Here is a 17,150-nt window from a genome sequence, read left to right on the forward strand (position 1 = left end):
TCGAGCGGGCGGCGCGAACCGCAGCTTCACCGACGTGAATCGGCTGACGATGCGTCGGCTCAGTTGAACCTGCCCGAGGCGTTGGTGTTCTTCAGCGAGGTGTTCAGGTCCACCCTGGACCAGGGCGCGATGGCCTGGCAGGCGACGGAGCAGTTGTAGTTGTTGCTGAAGTAGAAGATGAAGGTGCCGCCGTACCAGTTGTCGACGGCCGCAGCGTGGCCCTTCACCGCGACCCCGGCACCGGCAGTGCCGTTCAGGCCGGCCCGGAAGGTGTAGCCCGTGTAGTCCGGGATGTCTCCGGTCTGCATGAAGTAGGCGCCGTAACCGTGCGCGGAGTCGTTGTAGTAAAGGCAGACGGCATGGGTGTTCCCGGCACAGTCGGCGCCGAAGGCCGAAGCCTGACCGGCGTTGACCAGGCCGAGGCCGGCCACCGTGGTGGCGACGCCGGCCGCGGCGATGAGCTTGCGAAGACGCATCCCGTGGTCCTTCCTCGACGACGGTGCCGGAACGTCCGGCACCAAAGTGGCCGCGGGGCCCTCCAGCATTCGGTGGCCCCACTTCGTCGGCCCCGTGGCGCGCAGCGCCTGCAGCGGGGCATGGGTGGGTACTCCTCGAAGTCGGGGCGGCGCAGCGACCCCGGCCCGGGCCGACCGGCCGGAGCGGAGCACGGCCCCCGGGTCGCGCGAACGACCCGGGGCCGCAGCTCTACTGACGTTCAGTCAGTTGCTGATGCGTCGGCTCAGCCGAAGCTGCCCGAGGCGTTGTTGTTCTTCACCGAGGCGTTCAGGTCCACCCGGGTGTTGGCACCGATGGTCTGGCAGGCGACGGAGCAGTTGTAGTTGCTGTTGTAGTAGATCGTGAAGTTGCCGATCCACCGGTTGTCGACGGCCGCAGCGTGGTTCTTCACCGCGACACCGGCGCCGGAGCTGCCGTTGTTGCCGGCGCGGAAGGTGAGGCCCGCGTAGTCCGAGATGTTGGGCTGCTGCTCGTAGTAGGCGCCGTAGCCGTACGCCGCGGAGTTGTAGTACAGGCAGGCGTTGTAGTTGCTGCAGTCGACACTGAAGGCCGAGGCCTCACCGGCGTTGACCAGGCCGAAGCCGGCCACCGTGGTGGCTATGCCGGCCGCCGCGATGAGCTTGCGAAGACGCATCCCGTGGTCCTCCCTCAACAGCGGTGCCGGAACATCCGGCACCGGAGTGGTCGCGGGCCCCTCCAGTGATCGGTGGCCCCGCGAAGCCCATCCTTCGTCAGGCCCGTGGCATACCCGTCGCACCTGCGTGGCGTCCAGGAACCCGCCCCGACCTGCGGGTCCGGCTGTCCGGTTGACCGGAATTGATTGATCGGCGGCATCGGCGTGGCTCGCTCCGTCGAACCATGGGTAGGCAGGGGCGATCGACAACTCCCCGTCCCGGGCCGCGGTCCCGGGTCCACCCGCACACGAGGAGGAACAGATGCACTTCGGGATACTCGGCCCCCTGGTGATCTCCGATCACTCCGGACCGCGCCCGCTACCGGCCGCCCGCCAACGCGTGCTGCTGGCGGCCCTGTTACTGCGGCCCGGCTTCGTTCCGAGTGACACGCTGGCCGAACTCGTCTGGGACGGCCGCCCGCCGGCCGGTGCCGCCACCACGCTGCGCAGCTACGTGATGCGGCTGCGGCGCGCCCTCGGGCCGCTCGGGCCGCGGCTGGAGACCGGCTCCGGCGGCTACCGGCTGTCGATCACCGATGCCGAGCTCGACGCCCACCGGTTCGTCCGGCTGTACGAGCACGGCGCGCACGAGGTCCGGGAGGGCTGTCCGGGCGATGGCCTGAGCTCCCTCGATCAGGCCCTGGCACTGTGGCGCGGCCCGGCACTCGCTGACATCGCCTGTGCCGTCCTGCACCACGAGGAGGCCGTCCGCCTCTCCGAACTCCGCCTGGATGTCCGCGAATTGCGCGTCGAGGCGCTGCTCCGTCTGGGCCGCACCGGCACCGCCGTCGCCGAGCTCCGCAAGCTGACCGCACGCCACCCCGACCGGGAACGGTTCTGGGCGCTGCTGATGACGGCGCTCTCCCGCTCCGGCCGCCCGTCCGAGGCCCTCGCCGTCTACCACCGGGTCTGGCGCCATCTCGCCGACTCCATCGGTGTCGAACCCGGTCCCGAACTCCGCGAGGTGCACCGCCAGATCCTGCACGGCGGCACCGCGGTGCTCACCTGGGCCGCGTCCTGACGCCCGTTCGGCGAACCCCGGCGGCCACCACTCCGGTCGCGGGCCGCTACCCTCACCGCGTGGTGTACGAAGAGACGCGCGCGGACGCGAGCTGGTGGGGAATCGTCAAGTCGCGGGCTGCGGCCTGCTGGTGGCGGCTGTTGCTGTTGGCTTTGGTGCCGGTGGTCGCGGAGTGGGCGTTGCGGTTCATCGGATCGGCGGTCGAAGCCCCGTTGGCGATCACCCTGGTGCTGCCGATACTGGTCGGGGCGGCGGTCTCGGCCCTGGTGTGGGCGCCGAAGCTGGAGCTGCTGTCGGGCCGCCGGGGCCTGCTGGGTAGGGCGGGGGCCGGGGTGGCGTTGCTGGCCGTGGCCCTGCTGGTGCCGCGCGCCCGCCACTTGGTGATCATGACGAGCTTCCTCTTCCCCGAGTCCACCCGCAACAGCGCCGCTTCCGCGCTGCTGCTCCCGCCGGGCGGCATGGTGCTCGATCTGGCCGCACTGCTCGGCGCGATCGCACTCACGCTGCTGCCGACGGCGGTGCTGATGGAGGGTGCGGGCGTGCGCCGGGCCTGGGCGGTGCTGCGCGGCGACTGGCGGACGGTGCTGCGCGTCATCGCCATCACGCTGATCCCGGCGGTGGTCTCGTCGTTCGTGCTCTCGATGGCGATGTCCTCGTTCTACAGCGGCTTCAGCTACCTCTATATGATCACGATGCAGCTGACTCAGCCGCTGGTCAACGTCCTGATGGATGCCGTCACCGCGGTTCTGCTGTACGCGACTTGGCAGTGCGCGGTGGCGGTGCGAAACGCCAACGGTGCGAGGCAGACGTCGATGTGACGTGACGTCAGATCCAGCTCCGGGCAAGGATCCGCTCGGTGACCAGGTCGGGCGCGTCCATCGGCAGCGAGTGCCCGGCGTCCGGGACGATCTCCACCCGGGCACTGGGCAGCACGCGTTCGAGCCGGGCGGCGACCTCCGCGGAGTCGTGCAGTGCGCTGCGTGCGCCGAGCAGGAACAGCGCGGGCAGGTCGATCCGGCGCAGTTCCTCGTCAGTGAGCACCGGCGGGACGGGCAGGGCGCGGCGGAAGCCCATCGCTGCGCGGGACAACCGCATCAACTCCTCTTCCAGTACGGCACTGTTGCCGACCGCGCGGGCCAGCCGGGGCCGCAGCGCGCGGGGTGCGGACGCGGCGAGGCCGCCGGCGATCAGCCAGGCGTAGAAGCGGAAGCCGAAGCCGTTGAATCCGGCCGGGTCGAGCAGCGTCAATGCGCCAACCCGGCCCGGGTGGTGCAGTTGGTGCTGGAGCGCGACCCAGCCGCCGTACGAGCAGCCGACCAAGTGGGCGTCGGTGAGGCCGAGTTCGGCGAGGACGCCGTCCAGCCAGGCGGCGGCGTCCGCGCCGTCGGCGATCGGCGCGGCCTGTGTGCTGGCGCCCGGTTCGCCGATCGGGTCGAGGGCGAACACCGGGTGGTGCTGAGCGAGTTGACCGAGGTGGTGGTGCCACATCAGGGCGTTGCCGCCGGAGGCGGGGAGCAGCACGATCGGCCGTCCGCTGGCGGTGCCGGTGCGGTAGAGGCGGGTGGTGCCGTACGGCCCGAGGACGTCGATGGCGGTGCGCGGGCCGGGCCAGAGGGTGGCCAGGGCATGGTCGTAGGCGGCCTGGAATCGAGCGGCGGCCTGGGCGTTCCTGAACTCGCTCATTCGCATGGTACATGTGTATCACGGCATGATACGGGTGTACCAGGGAGGCCGGATCATGAACACGAAGGTCGAACACGAGGAGCGCCGACGGCAGATCGCCGAGGCGCTGCTCCGGATCGCCGACACCCAAGGACTTCAGTCCGCCAGCATGCGCGCGGTCGCCGCCGAGGCCGGCGTGTCACTGCGGCTGGTCCAGTACTACTTCGAGACCAAGGAGGGCCTGCTGCTCGACGCACTCGCCCGCCTCGGCGCCCAACTCCAGGCCCGAATGGCCCGCTGGATCGCCGCCGCCGGCAACCCGCCCACCCCGCGCGCGCTGATCACCGCCGTGCTGGCCTGCATCCTGCCCACCGACGCCGAGAGCCGGCGCATCGCCCGCACCTACACCGCGTACTACGCCCTGGTCCTCAACGACCCGACGGCGCTGGAGAAGCACGGCACCGGCCAGGCCGACCTGCTGGAGTCCTTCCTCACCAAGCAGCTCCACGCCGCCCAGCAGGACGGCTCCCTCTCCCCCGCCCGCAACCCCGAGATCACCGCCGCCGGCCTCGCCGCCATGGTCAACGGCCTCGGCCAGAGCGTCCTCGGCGGCCAACGCGACGGCGAGGCCGCGCTCGCCGTCCTCACCCACCACCTCGACGAGCTGTTCGCGCCTGCCGGTTGAGGCGTTCCCTGATCTCGTCCGCCCGGGCCCGCGCCGCCTCGGCCTCCGCTGCCGCCTTGACCCGGTCGTCCTCGAGGAGGAATACAGCCGCAAGCGAATCCAGCAAATCGGCGATCTTCTCCCACCAGTCGGCCAGCTCGCGGGGCTCCGCGCCGGTCGGCCGCTGCGACTTCACGGCCCGCAGGCGGACCAGGGCGGCTTTGAGAGCGGGGTCGACCACGAGAGCTTCTTCCGGGAGCACGCTGTTGACCCCATCCTGCACCAGGTGTTCGTGCCTGCCGATTGACGATCCGTCCGGTCGGCCCCGACGCCGGTCGTCGAGGTACGTGACCGCGCCGCCGGACCGGCCGCGCCCGGCCGACTGCCGACCCCGTGGAGCACTACGGCGGCGACGATCCCCGAACTGGCTGTTCCGGCCTGCAAGTCGAGCGGCCTCGGGTAGGTTGCCCGGCATGAGTGATCATGGAACTGTCGCCTGGCCGCCCGTTCCCGTCGCCACCGAGCGGCTGGTGCTCCGGCCGGCCGAGGCCCGCGACCGGGCCGCGTTCGTCGACCTGTTCGCCTCGCCGGAGGTCGGGACCTACATCGGTGGCGCCCGCCCGCGCGAGGAGTTGGAGCGGGCGGTGCCGGAGGTGCCCGGGCAGCGGCCCGGGGTGTTCGTGGCCGAGCTCGACGGGACGATGATCGGCTTCCTCACGCTCCTCGACCGGCGCGATCCGGAGCGTCCGGGGCATGTCCGCCCGGAGGGCCGGGAGGCCGAACTCGGCTACATGTTCCTGCCGCAGGCGTGGGGCCACGGGTACGCCGCCGAGGCGTGCACGGCCGCGCTCGAGTGGTTCGACGGCGCGCTCCCCGGCGAGCCGATCGTGCTCTGCACCCAGACCGCCAACGACCGGGCGATGCGGCTCGCGACGAAGCTCGGGTTCACCGAGGTCGAGCGGTTCGAGGAGTACGGCGCCGAGCAGTGGTTCGGCGTCCGCCGGCCCCGCTGAACCCCCCACCTGCGCACTGCCGTTCAGGATCAGGGCGTGCGGTAGGTTTTCGGGCATGACCGATCTTGGAATCACCGCCTGGCCGCCCGCCCCGATCCGCACCGAGCGGCTCGTCCTCCGCGAGCCCGAGGCCCGCGACCGGGCGACAATGGTCGACCTGTTCAGCTCGCCCGAGGTCCGTACGTACCTCGGCGGCGCCCGTCCGCGCGCGGAGGTCGAGCGGGCGGTGCCCGAGGCGCCGACCCGGCAGCCCGGCCTGTTCGCGGTCGAGCTCGACGGCACGGCCATCGGTCTCGTCACGCTCGACCGGCGCGACGCGGACCGCCCCGGCCACGTCCGTCCGGAGGGCGGGGAGGCCGAACTCAGTTACCTGTTCCTGCCGCAGGCGTGGGGACGCGGGTACGCCGCCGAGGCGTGCACGGCCGTCCTCGGCTGGTTCGACGGCGTGCTTCCCGGCGAGCCGGTGGTGCTCTGCACGCAGTCCGCCAACGACCGGGCGATGCGGCTCGCGACGAAGCTGGGGTTCGCCGAGGTCGACCGGTTCGAGGAGTTCGCCGCCGAGCAGTGGTTCGGCGTCCGCTGGCCGAGCTGAACTCCCCACCCGCGCCCCGCCGTTCAGGAACAAGGGGACACCAGTGATCGAAGCGATTCTCTCCACGGCCCCCGCGCTCTTCCCGGTATTCGCCGTACTCGGCCTGGTCCTCGGTGGCGTGGCGCTGTGGCAGGCCCGGCGCAGGAAGTGGCCGGCGGTCACCGCGGTGCTCTGGGGGCTGTCGCTGGCGGGGGAGGTCGCGGCGACGCTGACGCCGACCGTCAACGGGTCGTCCGGAGAACCGACTTGCTCGATCGGCTCCGGGGTGTGGGAGACCGCCACCACCCTGCAGGAGCTGATGAACATCGCCCTGTACGTGCCGCTCGCCCTGTTCGCCACGCTGGTCCTGCGCCGGCCCCTGACCGTCCTCGCGGCGTGCACGGTGCTCTCCGCCGCGACCGAGGTCGGCCAGACCCTGCTGGGCACCGGCCGCGCCTGCGACGGAGCGGACCTCGTCGACAACGCACTCGGTGCGCTCATCGGCACGGCGGCCGCGGTCGTCTGGCTGTGGCTTCGCCGTCGCGGGCCGCTGTTCGGCCGCCGTGACGTGCTGCACGGCCTGGCCACGACCGGCACCGGCCTTGCGGCAGTCACGGCCGTCATCTGGCTGTACGTGCCGCTCCATCACGATGCGGCGGGCTTCGGCGCGGTCACCGCGGCCGACGAGACCGAGGTACCGCGACGCATCGCCGCCCAACTCTTCGGCCCCGGCACCTTGTTGCAGACCACCTACCGCACCACCGATCCCGAGAAGCCGCCCCAGCCGGTCCTCGAAGTCACCACCGACCGCGGCCGGTTCCGGATCGAGTGGCCCACCGGGCGCCTCCTCACCAGCGCCGCTGCCGACACCCGGATCGACCCGGGGACGCTCGCCCAGGACCAGGTCCTCAAGGTCGGTGCCGACTTCGCGACGACCTGGTTCCCCGACCTCATAGGGGGCTTGACCCCGACGCTGACCCCGACCGACACCCCGGGCGCCTACCTGCTCAGCTACCGCCGGTCCAACGCCGACAACGTGCAGATGGCCGTGCGCGTGGACATCACCGTCTCCACCTCCGGCCGGGTCATGTCTTCGTCCGCACACCGGGGCGCCGACCCCCGACCGTAGGGCTTGCGGATGCCCGACGCCGTCGCTGTCATGAGTTCGCACGCCGACGCCGTCTTCGAACTTGCCGACGCCGACACCGTCATCACCGTCCGCCACCCGTGAACGCGACCCGCGAGGGCTCAGCCCAGGAGCAGTCCCATGTAGTACTCGCTGACTCGGCGGCCGTGCACGTCGAGCGCGGCCCTTCGCAGTCCCTCGACCTGGAAGCCGCACCGCAGATAGAGACCGAGAGCACGGTGGTTGTGTTCCATCACGGTGAGTTCCAGACGGCCCATCCCGCGCGAGCCGGCTTCCCGGATCGCGCTCTCCATCAGCGCCCGGCCCAGGCCCCGGCCGGCGTGATCGGCGCGTACACCGGCCACCACGTAGCCGCTCCGGCGGGCCCGGGTGAAGGGCAGTACGGTGACATCGACATAGCCGACCACCACCGGCCCGGTCAGCGCCACGACCAGATACGACGGGTCCCGGCCGTCGGCACAACCGGCCAGACGCGCCTCCACCGACTCCGGATCGGGCTCCCGCTCGCCGGGCTCCAGCAGCATGAACTCCGATTCGTGGTCCAGCGCCTGCTGCAGGGCCACCAGAGCGGACGCATCCTCAGGACGCGCCAGGCGGATCGAAGAACCGGTCGTTGTCACGCGCCCAGCATGTCAGACACCCGACCTTCCCTCACGCGGCACAATCGTTCCAAGACCGTCTCCGGCCCCGCCCGGAGTTTGCCGAACGCGCCCACCTGTGCGACTCCTTGGCCGGCCTTCAACTCAACTCCCTTCCGAGTCAGGAGAAATCCGTGACCGTTGTCGAACACGAACTGACGACCCCCTGGGAAGGGGTCCTGATGGAGCCGGCCGCGGGCAACGGCACGGGCGTCCTCGTGCTGGCCGGGTCGAGCGGGCGGGTGGACCGCGTGCGGGCGAGGCTGCTCGCCGAGCAGGGGTTCCTTGCGCTGGCCATCCGTTGGTTCGGCGGGCCGGGGCAGCCGCCGGGGATCTGCGAGCTGCCGCTGGAGACGTTCGTGGCGGCCGTCGATCTGCTGCGGTCCCGTGGCGCGGATCGCGTCGGCATCCTCGGCTGGTCGAAGGGCGCCGAGGCCGCGATGCTCACGGCGATCCGTGATCCGCGTGTCGACGCGGTGGTGGCCCTCTCGCCGACTTCGCTGGTCTGGTGCAACGTGGGCCCGGGGCTGGACGGGCAGAACCAGCCCTGGCGGTCCTCCTGGACGTGGCAGGGGCAGCCGGTGCCCTTCGTTCCGCTGGCCGGCGACCGCTGGGAGCCCGAGGGGCATGGCGACGGTCCGGTGTCGATCCTCGGCTGGTACGAACTCAGCGAGCGGACCTTCCCCGAGCGCCTGGACGCCGCCGCGATCCCGGTGGAGAAGATGTCCGCCGAGCTCCTGCTGGTCGCGGGCGGCGACGACCGGATGTGGCCGTCCCTGCGCTATGCCGAGCAACTGGCCGCACGCCGCCGGGCAGTTGGCGCCCAGGTCCGCCTGGTGAGCCGCGACGACGCCGGACACCGGCTGCGCTTCCCGGGCGAAGGCCCCGCCGCGCCCTCGGCGGTCTTTGATTACGGAGGGACGGCCCACGGCGAATCCCTGCTCGGCGAAGCAGCCTGGGCCGCCATGCTCGACCTGCTTCGTCCGGGGGCTCAACTCCCGCTGACGGAGGCCGACTTCGCCGCGACGCCGCTGCCGGTCGGGCCGGCGCACAAGAGCCGCCGGTAACGTGGCGCCCCATGACCATGCACCGGCGCCGCACCTCCCGCATCCTGCTGCTCGACGACCGCGACCGCCTGCTGCTGCTCTGCGGCCGTGACCCGCGTCGTGACGGCGCCCGCTGGTGGTTCACCGTCGGCGGCGGGATCGAGGACGGCGAGGACGCATTGGCCGCCGCCGTACGGGAGTTGCGCGAGGAGACCACGCTGACGGTGGCGGCCGACCGGCTCGGCCCGCTCGCCTGGACGCGCCGCACCCGGTTCAGCGTCGACGGCCGGCACTTCGACCAGTCCGAGGAGTACCGTCTCTGCCGCCTCACCCCCGCCGAGGCGGCAGCGGCGCGGATCGACACCGAGGAGGCCCGCTACGGCCACCACTGGTGGAGCATCGAGGAGTTGGCCACCACCGAGCAGACCGTCCGCCCCCGCCGGCTGGCCCACCACCTGACCGGGCTGCTCCGCGACGGCACCGGCCAAGTGCCGCTCCACCTGGGCGACTTCGACGAGGACGCGGACTCGGGGGCCGGGTGACGGGCAGGGGTAGGAGCATCGTGCGGACCCGGGTGAGCAGCAGCGAGCACTGGAACCTGCTCGACCGGCACGCCGCCCGCTTCCCGGCCCTCACCCGCGCGATCGCCGCCGGCGCGTTCGGCCCCCGAGCCCGCCGACCCGCTGGAGTCCGGGCTCGACCGGATCCTGGACGGCGTCCAGGCGCTGATCGACTCCTCAGATCACGGACGCCGCAGGCGGGTTGTCGGCCAGGCGGTCGGCAAGGGCGCAGACCAGCGCGGCGGTCGCCAGACAGGCAACCATCGCCCGGAGCAGGCCGCTCTCGGGGTAGGTATCGGCGACCGCGTGCAGGGCGAGGTACGCGGCGCCGAGTCCGGCCGTCGCGGCGAGCGCGAGCGGGAGCAGCGCGGACCGGACCTGGCGGTGGCACAGCGCGCCGACGGCAGTGGACATCCCACCGCCGAGGGCCACTTGCAGGTGGGCGAAGCCCAGGCCGTAGCGCACCGCCAGGGCCGGCACCAGGAACAGCACCAGGCCGCGGCGCAGCACCGTGGCGAGCGCGGCCGTGGCCGGACCGACCGGCCTCGGGGTGGTGGGCCGCCACCGCGCGGTGACCGCCAGCACGGCGAGCCACAGCAGCGCCTCGGGCCAACGGGTGCGCAGGTGGGCGGAGTTGTAGAGCAGCGCGGTGTCGTACACCACCATCACCAGCCCGCCGAGTGCCCACAGCGAGACGGCGAAGTGCAGCAACCCTCCCAATCCGGGCCGGAGTTCCAGTCCCCGGTCACGGTCGCGGCGGGCGAGGGTGAGCACCAGCGGGGCGGTGACGGCGGCGGAGACCGCGCGGATCAGCACGTCCTGGACGGTCCACGGGTTGCGCAGCGCCCACTCCACCACCCCGAACACCACCGTGTAGGAGAGCGCGGCCGCCCACGCGAGCGGCGCGGACCCGAGCGCCGCCCGGTACAGCGCCGGGCTGAGCCGCCGCAGCGCCGTCCCGTACGCGAACAGCACGAACGGCAGCTCCAGGAACGCCTGCACGCGCAGCACACTCGGCCCGAACAGCCGCGGCGCGGGCATCCACTCGGCCAGCGCCCGCACCACCGGGTTCCCCACCGGCTGGGCGAACCACCCGGACGGCAGGTAGCGCGCCACGAACGACGCGTCCCCGCCGTGCACCCTCACCACGTAGGCGGCGCACACCAGTTGGTTGAGGTACACGGCGCCCACCACCACCGCCAGCCCCACCTCGGGCCGCACCGTCCACCCGGCCCGCACCGGCGGCGTCCCACCCAACACCCGCGGCCCGAACCACAGACCGGTGGCGACCGACAGGACGACGGCGAGATCGATCAGCAGCACGGTGGGCGACATTCGCCAGATCATAGGCGCACGATCCGTCCCGTCCGCCACAACTCCGCCGTACGGCGTGCGAGTTGACACGCCGGCCCGTAGCCTGGCTTCGTTCGAGGGGGGATGACCCACCCGGTCCGCCCAAGGAGGCCCAGGCCGCACCGAGTTGAGTCGGGTGAGGCTCGTCCGAAGGCTCCCGGGTTCCCCTTCGCGATGACGGGCGGCGGCTAGATTACTGATCAGTGCAAGAGCTGATCGGAGATCTGTGTGAGCGTCCTGCTGTCCGTGGCGTCGACTGCCGGCCTGCCCGCCCTGAGCCTGCGTCCCTGGCAGGCCGACGACGCCACCGCCCTGGTCGCCGCGCACCGGGATCCTGCCATGCGTCGATGGCTGATGACGGTGATCAACAGCGAGGCCGACGCGCGTCGTTGGATCGACAGCCAGCAGTTGGGCTGGGCTTCCGGCACGCGCTTCGGCTTCGCCGTTTCCGAGAACGACGGCGCGGGTTCCGGCCCGCCGGTCGGCCATGTGACGGTGAAACTCAACGACGCGGGCGGCGCGGAAGTGGGCTACTGGACGGCGGCGGACGTTCGTGGACGGGGGCTGGCCTCCCGGGCGCTGGAGGCAGCCGTCGGGTGGGTGCTGGCCAGCGGTTCTTCGGTGCCGGTGGTGCGATTGGAACTCTTCCACGCGGCGGACAACCGCGCGTCCTGCCGGGTGGCCGAGAGGTGCGGCTTCGGCCTTGAAGCGGTCCTTCCCGCCCGACCGCCCGCGTTTCCGTCCGAGGGCCACCTGCACGTCCGCACCGACTCCGCCCGCCCCTGACGAGCTCGCCGTGGCCCCGGTCTCCCCTCGCGGCAACCCGTTTGGTGGACTGCGGCGACCGCTGCTACCTTTCCGGTGGCCGTGAAAGAGAACGAGGAGGTGGTACCCGTGAACGCAGTATCGACATGGGTGCTCCCCTCCGGGGTCACGGTCGGGCGATAGGTCGTCGTCCGGGAGCGCCATTTGTGAGCACTCCCGAAAGGCACGACCATGCACTTCACTTCTGAGCAGCGTTTCGACGACGGCGTCGTCGAGCGCGGGTTCACCCTCGGCGAGATCCCCGGCATCCTGTGGACGCCCGCGTCCGCCTCCGCGTCCGAGCCGGCGCCGCTGATCCTGATCTGTCCCCCGCCGCTCGGGCTGGGCAAGATGTACCCCCGGTTGGCGGGGCGGGCCCGGTACTACTCGGCCGAGTACGGCTTCGCCTCGGCCACCATCGAGCTGCCCGGGAGCGGTGACCGTCCCCGCTGGGCCGCCGCCGACCAGGCGCGCGCCGACCTGCGTCGGGCGATGGAGGCCGGCGAGCCGGTCAGCGAGGAGCTTGTCGACGCGCTGGTCCTCCCGCTGGTCGAGAAGTCCGTCCCGGAATGGCGGGCGGCGCTCGACGACCTCCTTGCGCTGCCCGAGATCGGCGGCCCGGCCGGCTACGAGGGCGGAATCATCTCCATCGGCGTCCGGCTGGCGGCCGTCGAGCCGCGCATCGCGGCCGCCGGCCTCTTCGCCGGGAGCCTCGTTCCCGCCGCCATCGTCGAGGAGGCCCGGCAGGTCACCATCCCGCTCCAGGTCCTGCTGCAGTGGGACGACGAGGGCAACCCCCGCCAGGCCGCCCTGGACCTGTTCGACGCCTTCGGCTCCAAGGAGAAGACCCTGCACGCCAACATGGGCGGCCACACCGGCGTCCCGCATCACGAACTCGACGCCGGCGCCCGCTTCTTCGCTCGCCACCTGAAGTGAGACGACGTCCGCAGGCCGGCACCATGCGGTAGGCCGTGCTGGCCTGCGGACGCCCGCGCGGCGAGCGCGGCAGATCCCCGCTGGAGACCCCTCGGCGCCGGCCGACGGTTTCAAGAGCAAACCCCGGAAGAGGGTTCACGCCCCGCCGCCTTCACTGCGCGATCATGGAAACCATGGAAAGCGCAACTGGACCGGAGCTGCTGGGCATCTGTGTCGTGGCCAATGTCGCCCAGGAGACCAGTCACGGCCACGGTGGGCTGGAGATCCGCCGGGGGCTACAGCACTTCGCGCCGGGGGCGAAGGTGTGGATCGCGCCGCCGGTCTGGGGCGACGGAGGCGAACGCGTCATTGTGTCGGGACGTCACCAAAGCAACAGCCGCACCGGTACATACGGATCGTGCTGGAGAGCCGATTCCTGGAGAACTTCCGGGTCCGTGCCGTGTACAGCCCGGCGCTGGTCCGCGCGTTGACCCAGCTGGATCCCGGTGATGAGAAGGAGTACGGCGCCCGCTGGTTGTGGCCTGCGGAACAGGCGGAGAGCTGGGCGCAGGACTGGAACAAGCCGAAGACCGGATGAACGGCCACCACACCGCCGCCGGCCTGAGCACTCGGACCGACCCGCCTGGCCGCTGGTGTCGCCGACGCCGAACTGTCGTTCGGTGACGCTCTGTTGTCGTCGGGCGGACAAGCGGGCGGCGTCGCAAGCGTCCGGCGCGGGGCGAATTGGGGGCGGCCGGGGCGGCGGCAGGTAATGGATTTCCATTCCCGAGTGGGTGCAATCGGGGGGCGGCGGGCCGGCGTTCGTACGGAGGCAAAGCAGGCAGATTCGGGGCGGGGCGCTATCGGATCGGGCCGCAATTCGGGGCATTCCGCGGCGGGCCGACCCGGCATCACGGGTGCGCCTGCGCACCGTCGCGCGGTGGACTGGACCAGCGCCCGAATGCCCCCGGACAGGGGTCGCGAGACGGTCGGCACCAGTTGGGGGGCTTGATCACGGACGGTGATCAAGGTCTGGGCGCGGGGAGTTCACAGTTCAGTTACAGGTCTCTTGGGAAATCGACTCAACAACCATTGTGGGGCCGGGGGGCTGAAGGTAGAGTCCCGGTTCGCCGAAGCACGGACGGGCACCTCTGGGCATTTATCTTGGAGCGCGCATGTCAAAGAACGGTGGCATCAACAGATCGGGCTCCGATCTGTTGGATGCGTTCGCGGAAACCGTTCTCCGGTGGCCCGAGCGAGCCGCGATCGAGTCTCCCGAGCACACTCTCAGCTACCAGCAACTCGCGTTATCTGCACAGCGGTTGGCCGATCGGCTGAGTGGCCGGCCGGGGCCGGTCGCAGTGTCGGCCGGGCATCGTCCGGACACCGTGGTGGCGCTTCTGGGCATCCTGATGGCGGGCGGTGCGTACGTGCCGCTCGACCCGGGGTTCCCGGTTGAGCGGCAGCAGCGGATGGTCGAGGCGGCCGGCTGCCGGTTACTGGCCGGTCGCGGGGCTGGCGCTCAGGCCGATCAACTCGGGCTTCCGTACCTCGAGTTGGATGACGAACCGGCCGCAGGGACGGCAACGGCCGTCGCGCCCGACGACCCCGCGTACGTCCTGTTCACCTCCGGATCGACGGGGCAGCCCAAGCCGGTGGTGACGCCGCGGCGGGCGATCTCGGCCGCGGTCGGATCGCTGCGCAACCTGTTCGAAGTCGGGCCGGACGACCGGGTGTTGCAGTTCGCCTCGCTGAACTGGGACACCTGTTTCGAGGAGATCCTGCCGACGCTGACGGCCGGTGGCCGGCTGGTGTTCGATCCGGAGGCGCACTCGGCGTCGTTCGCCCGGCTGTTACGGATGGTCGAACGGCGCGGCATCACCGTACTGGACCTGCCCACCGCGTTCTGGCACGAGCTGGTCCTGCACCTCACCGAGGACGGTGAAGGCGCCGAACTGCCGCCGCGGGTAAGGCTGGTGGTGATCGGCGGCGAGGCCGCCAACCCGGCCCGGCTGGCGGACTGGAGCCGACTGAAGAGCAGCTCTCGGATCCGATTGCTGAACACCTACGGCTGCACCGAGACCACCCTGATCACGCACGCCGTCGACCTGCTCGGCCCGCGCACCCGGCAGCCGGGCCGCGCGTGGGATCCCACCGAGCGCGCGCCGATCGGACGGGCACTCCCCCACGTGGACGAACTGCTCACGTCCGACGGCGAGTTGCTGATAGGCGGGCCCGCGATCGCCACGGGCTACCCGGGACTGCCGCAGGCCACCGCCGAGCGGTTCGTGCTCCGCGACGGGAAGCGCTGGTTCCGGACCGGCGACCGTGCGGCCCGGGACGAGGACGGGGTGCTGACCCCGCTGGGGCGGCTGGACCACGAGGTGAAGATCCGCGGCATCCGGGTCGATCCGGCGGAGGTGGAGGCCGGACTCGGCACTCACCCGGGGGTCGGCGCGGCAGCGGTCACCGCCACCACGCTGGCCGGGCGGGCCGCCCTGGTCGCGTACGTCGTCCCGCGCACCGGCGGGCCCGACCCGGCGCTCGCCACCGAACTCCTGCTCTACCTGCGGGAACGCCTGCCGGGCCACCTCGTCCCGAGCCGGATCACCGTGGTGCCGGAGCTGGTCCGCACCGCCAGCGGCAAGGTCGACCGCGCCGCCTCGCACCGCCTGCACAGCACCGCCCCGCGCTGAGCCACCCTCCCTCCCCGCACGCGCCGGAGGACTGCTCATGAATCTGACGCGCCGTCAGATCGCCTGCTCAGCAACACCGTCGCGCCCCACGCACCGCACCACGCACAGCACCGCACACCCAAGCGCCGCTGGCACCGCTGGCCCCCCGCCAGACCACGCGCACCCCGCACCGGTCGAAGGAGACCCCCCGATGAGCCTCGACATGCCCGTCACCGCACCCGCCCGGGCAGACGCCACAGCCGCGAACCAGCTGGAGTCGCTGGCCGCCGTCTTCTGCCGGATCCTGGAGCTGGACAACGTCCCGGCCGACGGCAACTTCTTTCTCCTGGGCGGCGATTCGCTGATCGCCACCCGGGTGCTGAGTGCCGTCGCCCGCGAGCACGGCGTCGAGCTGACCTTCGAGGACTTCCTCGCCGACCCGACCCCGGCCGGTCTCGCCTCCCGCGTCGCGGCGGAGAGAATCGCGGCGGCCCGGTGAGCGCCGCGTCCCCTTCGGAGACCGGGCCCGCGCCGCGTTCGGTGATCGTGGTCGGCGCGGGACTGGCCGGCCTGACGGCGGCGGTCGAACTGGCCGGCCAGGGCGTGCGGGTGACGGTGCTGGAGGCCCGGGACCAGGTCGGCGGGCGTACGCGCGGGATCGAGGTGGCGCCGGGGCGGTGGATCGACGCGGGCGCGGCCTACCTGGGCGACCTGCACACCGAGCTCCACGCCCTGCTCGCCGCCTGCGACTTGAAGACCGCGCCGACCACCATGCGGGGCGCCAGCCGATTTGCCCTGGCGGGCGAGGAAGCGGACGCCACCCGGGACGGGCGGTTCCCGCCGCTGAGCGCCGTCGCACTGGGCGATCTGTTCGAGCGGTTGGAGGAGTTGACGGCCGCCGTCCGCCCGGACGCGCCGTGGCTCTCGCCGGACGCCGAGCGGCTGGACGCGATGACGGTGGCCGACTGGGCGGAGCAGCAACTGTCGCACCCGGACGCCAAGTTGTTCTTCCCGCTGTTCCTCGGCGAGATGATGGCCGCCGACCCGGCGAAGATCTCCGTGCTGCACATGGCGTTCTACCTGCGCTCGGGCGGTGGGCTGCGCTATCTGAACGCCTTCGAGGGCGGCGCGCAGCAGGACCGGGTGGCGGGCGGCTCGCACCGGTTGTGCGAGCGGCTGGCCAGGCGGCTGCTGGATCTGGGCGGGCTGCTGCACACGGACGAGCCGGTGCTGTCGGTGGAGCAGACCGAGCGGGAGGCCATCGTCCGTACGCCCGAGGGGAGTTACCGGGCGGAGGCGGTGGTGGTGGCGGTGCCGCCGCTGCTCGCGGACGCGATCGGGTTCGAGCCGCAACTGCCGTCCCCGCGAGCGGCGTCGCGCACCGGGCGCGGGTGTGCGGTGAAGGTGAACCTGGTGTTCCCGGAGCCGGTGTGGCGGGCGCACGGCCTGTCGGGGTGGTCGGTGAACGCGGCCGGTCCGCTGCTGTCCACGGTGGACGACACTCCGCCGGAGGGGTCGCCGGGCGTGCTGACCGGGTTCGTCACGGGCGCGGAGGCGCACCGTTTCGCCGCTCTGCCGCCTGCGGAACAGCGCGCGGCGGCGGTCGCGCAGGCGTCCCGGCTGTTTCCGATGCTGCCGGAGCCGCTCGCGTTCCATGTCACGGACTGGGTCAACGAGCCCTGGAGCAGGGGCTGTTACGCGGCGCTGCTCGGGCCCGGTGACTGGTCGGCGCTCGGTCCGACGCTGACGACGCCGCACGGCCGGGTGCATTTCGCGGGCACCGAGACCAGCACCGAGTTCTTCGGCCTGCTGGAGGGCGCGATCCGATCGGGCCGTCGCGTGGTCGCCGAGCTTCTCGGCCATTAGGCGCAACTCGCGTCACCCATTGATTA

General features: G+C 71.8%; 20 protein-coding genes. 14 read left to right on the forward strand and 6 right to left on the reverse strand.

Features of this window, described 5'->3' with window-relative positions; translation table 11 throughout:
* Window positions 1–59 precede the first annotated feature (59 nt).
* The gene (locus ACFYS8_RS04215; RefSeq protein ID WP_387635467.1) at window positions 60–476 is read right to left on the reverse strand and encodes a hypothetical protein; all 417 of its coding nucleotides are present in this window, start codon (window positions 474–476) and stop codon (window positions 60–62) included.
* A gap of 263 nt (window positions 477–739) precedes the next feature.
* The gene (locus ACFYS8_RS04220; RefSeq protein ID WP_387635469.1) at window positions 740–1,150 is read right to left on the reverse strand and encodes a hypothetical protein; all 411 of its coding nucleotides are present in this window, start codon (window positions 1,148–1,150) and stop codon (window positions 740–742) included.
* Between the two features lie 301 nt (window positions 1,151–1,451).
* Between ACFYS8_RS04220 and ACFYS8_RS04225 the strand changes: the two genes are divergently transcribed.
* Window positions 1,452–2,210, forward strand: a complete 759-nt coding sequence (locus ACFYS8_RS04225) for a BTAD domain-containing putative transcriptional regulator (protein ID WP_387635471.1) — start codon at window positions 1,452–1,454, stop codon at window positions 2,208–2,210.
* A 59-nt stretch (window positions 2,211–2,269) separates the two neighbouring features.
* The gene (locus ACFYS8_RS04230) at window positions 2,270–3,028 is read left to right on the forward strand and encodes a hypothetical protein (RefSeq protein WP_387635473.1); all 759 of its coding nucleotides are present in this window, start codon (window positions 2,270–2,272) and stop codon (window positions 3,026–3,028) included.
* A 7-nt stretch (window positions 3,029–3,035) separates the two neighbouring features.
* Here the strand turns inward: ACFYS8_RS04230 and ACFYS8_RS04235 are convergent, their stop codons facing one another.
* On the reverse strand, window positions 3,036–3,893 hold the full coding sequence (locus tag ACFYS8_RS04235) for an alpha/beta fold hydrolase (protein WP_387635475.1): 858 nt from the start codon (window positions 3,891–3,893) through the stop codon (window positions 3,036–3,038).
* A gap of 55 nt (window positions 3,894–3,948) precedes the next feature.
* On the opposite strand from ACFYS8_RS04235, the gene ACFYS8_RS04240 reads away from it, so the two are divergent.
* Complete coding sequence (locus ACFYS8_RS04240) at window positions 3,949–4,557, forward strand: TetR/AcrR family transcriptional regulator (RefSeq protein WP_387635477.1); 609 nt, start codon at window positions 3,949–3,951, stop codon at window positions 4,555–4,557.
* Here the strand turns inward: ACFYS8_RS04240 and ACFYS8_RS04245 are convergent.
* Window positions 4,517–4,819, reverse strand: coding sequence for a hypothetical protein (locus ACFYS8_RS04245; protein WP_387635479.1), 303 nt, complete (start codon window positions 4,817–4,819; stop codon window positions 4,517–4,519). The two genes, ACFYS8_RS04240 and ACFYS8_RS04245, sit on opposite strands and share 41 nt — an antisense overlap.
* A 190-nt stretch (window positions 4,820–5,009) precedes the next feature.
* Here ACFYS8_RS04245 and ACFYS8_RS04250 point away from each other — a divergent pair, with 190 nt between their 5' ends.
* From ACFYS8_RS04250 to ACFYS8_RS04260, 3 genes are read left to right on the forward strand one after another with little or no spacing between them, the layout of a single operon-like run.
* Window positions 5,010–5,549, forward strand: a complete 540-nt coding sequence (locus tag ACFYS8_RS04250; protein WP_387635481.1) for a GNAT family N-acetyltransferase — start codon at window positions 5,010–5,012, stop codon at window positions 5,547–5,549.
* A 55-nt stretch (window positions 5,550–5,604) separates the two neighbouring features.
* Complete coding sequence (locus tag ACFYS8_RS04255) at window positions 5,605–6,141, forward strand: GNAT family N-acetyltransferase (protein WP_387635483.1); 537 nt, start codon at window positions 5,605–5,607, stop codon at window positions 6,139–6,141.
* Window positions 6,142–6,184: 43 nt separating this feature from the next.
* The gene (locus tag ACFYS8_RS04260) at window positions 6,185–7,249 is read left to right on the forward strand and encodes a VanZ family protein (RefSeq protein ID WP_387635485.1); all 1,065 of its coding nucleotides are present in this window, start codon (window positions 6,185–6,187) and stop codon (window positions 7,247–7,249) included.
* 119 nt (window positions 7,250–7,368) lie between these two features.
* Here the strand turns inward: ACFYS8_RS04260 and ACFYS8_RS04265 are convergent, their stop codons facing one another.
* Window positions 7,369–7,887: a GNAT family N-acetyltransferase gene (locus ACFYS8_RS04265; protein ID WP_387635487.1), complete on the reverse strand. Its 519-nt coding sequence runs from the start codon at window positions 7,885–7,887 to the stop codon at window positions 7,369–7,371.
* Between the two features lie 152 nt (window positions 7,888–8,039).
* On the opposite strand from ACFYS8_RS04265, the gene ACFYS8_RS04270 reads away from it, so the two are divergent.
* Together ACFYS8_RS04270 and ACFYS8_RS04275 are read left to right on the forward strand one after the other, a co-directional pair.
* Window positions 8,040–8,972 carry an acyl-CoA thioester hydrolase/BAAT C-terminal domain-containing protein gene (locus tag ACFYS8_RS04270; protein WP_387635489.1) on the forward strand — a complete coding sequence of 311 codons (933 nt, stop codon included), beginning with the start codon at window positions 8,040–8,042 and terminating at the stop codon, window positions 8,970–8,972.
* A gap of 11 nt (window positions 8,973–8,983) precedes the next feature.
* Window positions 8,984–9,493 carry an NUDIX hydrolase gene (locus tag ACFYS8_RS04275; protein WP_387635491.1) on the forward strand — a complete coding sequence of 170 codons (510 nt, stop codon included), beginning with the start codon at window positions 8,984–8,986 and terminating at the stop codon, window positions 9,491–9,493.
* A 195-nt stretch (window positions 9,494–9,688) separates the two neighbouring features.
* Here the strand turns inward: ACFYS8_RS04275 and ACFYS8_RS04280 are convergent, their stop codons facing one another.
* Window positions 9,689–10,846, reverse strand: coding sequence for a hypothetical protein (locus ACFYS8_RS04280; protein WP_387635494.1), 1,158 nt, complete (start codon window positions 10,844–10,846; stop codon window positions 9,689–9,691).
* Window positions 10,847–11,092: 246 nt separating this feature from the next.
* Here ACFYS8_RS04280 and ACFYS8_RS04285 point away from each other — a divergent pair, with 246 nt between their 5' ends.
* From ACFYS8_RS04285 to ACFYS8_RS04310, 6 genes are all read left to right on the forward strand, one after another.
* Window positions 11,093–11,650 carry a GNAT family N-acetyltransferase gene (locus tag ACFYS8_RS04285; RefSeq protein WP_387635497.1) on the forward strand — a complete coding sequence of 186 codons (558 nt, stop codon included), beginning with the start codon at window positions 11,093–11,095 and terminating at the stop codon, window positions 11,648–11,650.
* Window positions 11,651–11,860: 210 nt separating this feature from the next.
* A complete protein-coding gene (locus ACFYS8_RS04290) occupies window positions 11,861–12,604 on the forward strand; it encodes an alpha/beta hydrolase (protein WP_387635501.1) in 744 nt (247 codons plus the stop codon).
* A gap of 397 nt (window positions 12,605–13,001) precedes the next feature.
* Window positions 13,002–13,181 carry a hypothetical protein gene (locus ACFYS8_RS04295; protein WP_387635504.1) on the forward strand — a complete coding sequence of 60 codons (180 nt, stop codon included), beginning with the start codon at window positions 13,002–13,004 and terminating at the stop codon, window positions 13,179–13,181.
* Between the two features lie 577 nt (window positions 13,182–13,758).
* Window positions 13,759–15,279 (forward strand): AMP-binding protein, encoded by a 1,521-nt coding sequence (locus ACFYS8_RS04300; RefSeq protein ID WP_387635507.1) that lies wholly within the window; start codon window positions 13,759–13,761, stop codon window positions 15,277–15,279.
* A 190-nt stretch (window positions 15,280–15,469) separates the two neighbouring features.
* Window positions 15,470–15,757: a phosphopantetheine-binding protein gene (locus ACFYS8_RS04305; protein WP_387635510.1), complete on the forward strand. Its 288-nt coding sequence runs from the start codon at window positions 15,470–15,472 to the stop codon at window positions 15,755–15,757.
* On the forward strand, window positions 15,754–17,124 hold the full coding sequence (locus tag ACFYS8_RS04310; protein ID WP_387635513.1) for a flavin monoamine oxidase family protein: 1,371 nt from the start codon (window positions 15,754–15,756) through the stop codon (window positions 17,122–17,124). The genes ACFYS8_RS04305 and ACFYS8_RS04310 overlap by 4 nt, the downstream gene beginning before the upstream one ends.
* The last annotated feature ends 26 nt before the right edge of the window (window positions 17,125–17,150 follow it).

Origin of the sequence: Kitasatospora sp. NPDC004615 (genome assembly GCF_042873545.1) — a bacterium.
Taxonomy (GTDB): domain Bacteria; phylum Actinomycetota; class Actinomycetes; order Streptomycetales; family Streptomycetaceae; genus Kitasatospora.

Coding starts and splice junctions, on each gene's coding strand:
- ACFYS8_RS04225 (WP_387635471.1), top strand. CDS start 1,452: ATGCACTTCGGGATACTCGGCCCCCTGGTGATCTCCGATCACTCCGGA.
- ACFYS8_RS04305 (WP_387635510.1), top strand. CDS start 15,470: ATGAGCCTCGACATGCCCGTCACCGCACCCGCCCGGGCAGACGCCACA.
- ACFYS8_RS04250 (WP_387635481.1), top strand. CDS start 5,010: ATGAGTGATCATGGAACTGTCGCCTGGCCGCCCGTTCCCGTCGCCACC.
- ACFYS8_RS04240 (WP_387635477.1), top strand. CDS start 3,949: ATGAACACGAAGGTCGAACACGAGGAGCGCCGACGGCAGATCGCCGAG.
- ACFYS8_RS04275 (WP_387635491.1), top strand. CDS start 8,984: ATGACCATGCACCGGCGCCGCACCTCCCGCATCCTGCTGCTCGACGAC.
- ACFYS8_RS04300 (WP_387635507.1), top strand. CDS start 13,759: ATGTCAAAGAACGGTGGCATCAACAGATCGGGCTCCGATCTGTTGGAT.
- ACFYS8_RS04290 (WP_387635501.1), top strand. CDS start 11,861: ATGCACTTCACTTCTGAGCAGCGTTTCGACGACGGCGTCGTCGAGCGC.
- ACFYS8_RS04235 (WP_387635475.1), bottom strand. CDS start 3,893: ATGAGCGAGTTCAGGAACGCCCAGGCCGCCGCTCGATTCCAGGCCGCC.
- ACFYS8_RS04220 (WP_387635469.1), bottom strand. CDS start 1,150: ATGCGTCTTCGCAAGCTCATCGCGGCGGCCGGCATAGCCACCACGGTG.
- ACFYS8_RS04280 (WP_387635494.1), bottom strand. CDS start 10,846: ATGTCGCCCACCGTGCTGCTGATCGATCTCGCCGTCGTCCTGTCGGTC.
- ACFYS8_RS04255 (WP_387635483.1), top strand. CDS start 5,605: ATGACCGATCTTGGAATCACCGCCTGGCCGCCCGCCCCGATCCGCACC.
- ACFYS8_RS04215 (WP_387635467.1), bottom strand. CDS start 476: ATGCGTCTTCGCAAGCTCATCGCCGCGGCCGGCGTCGCCACCACGGTG.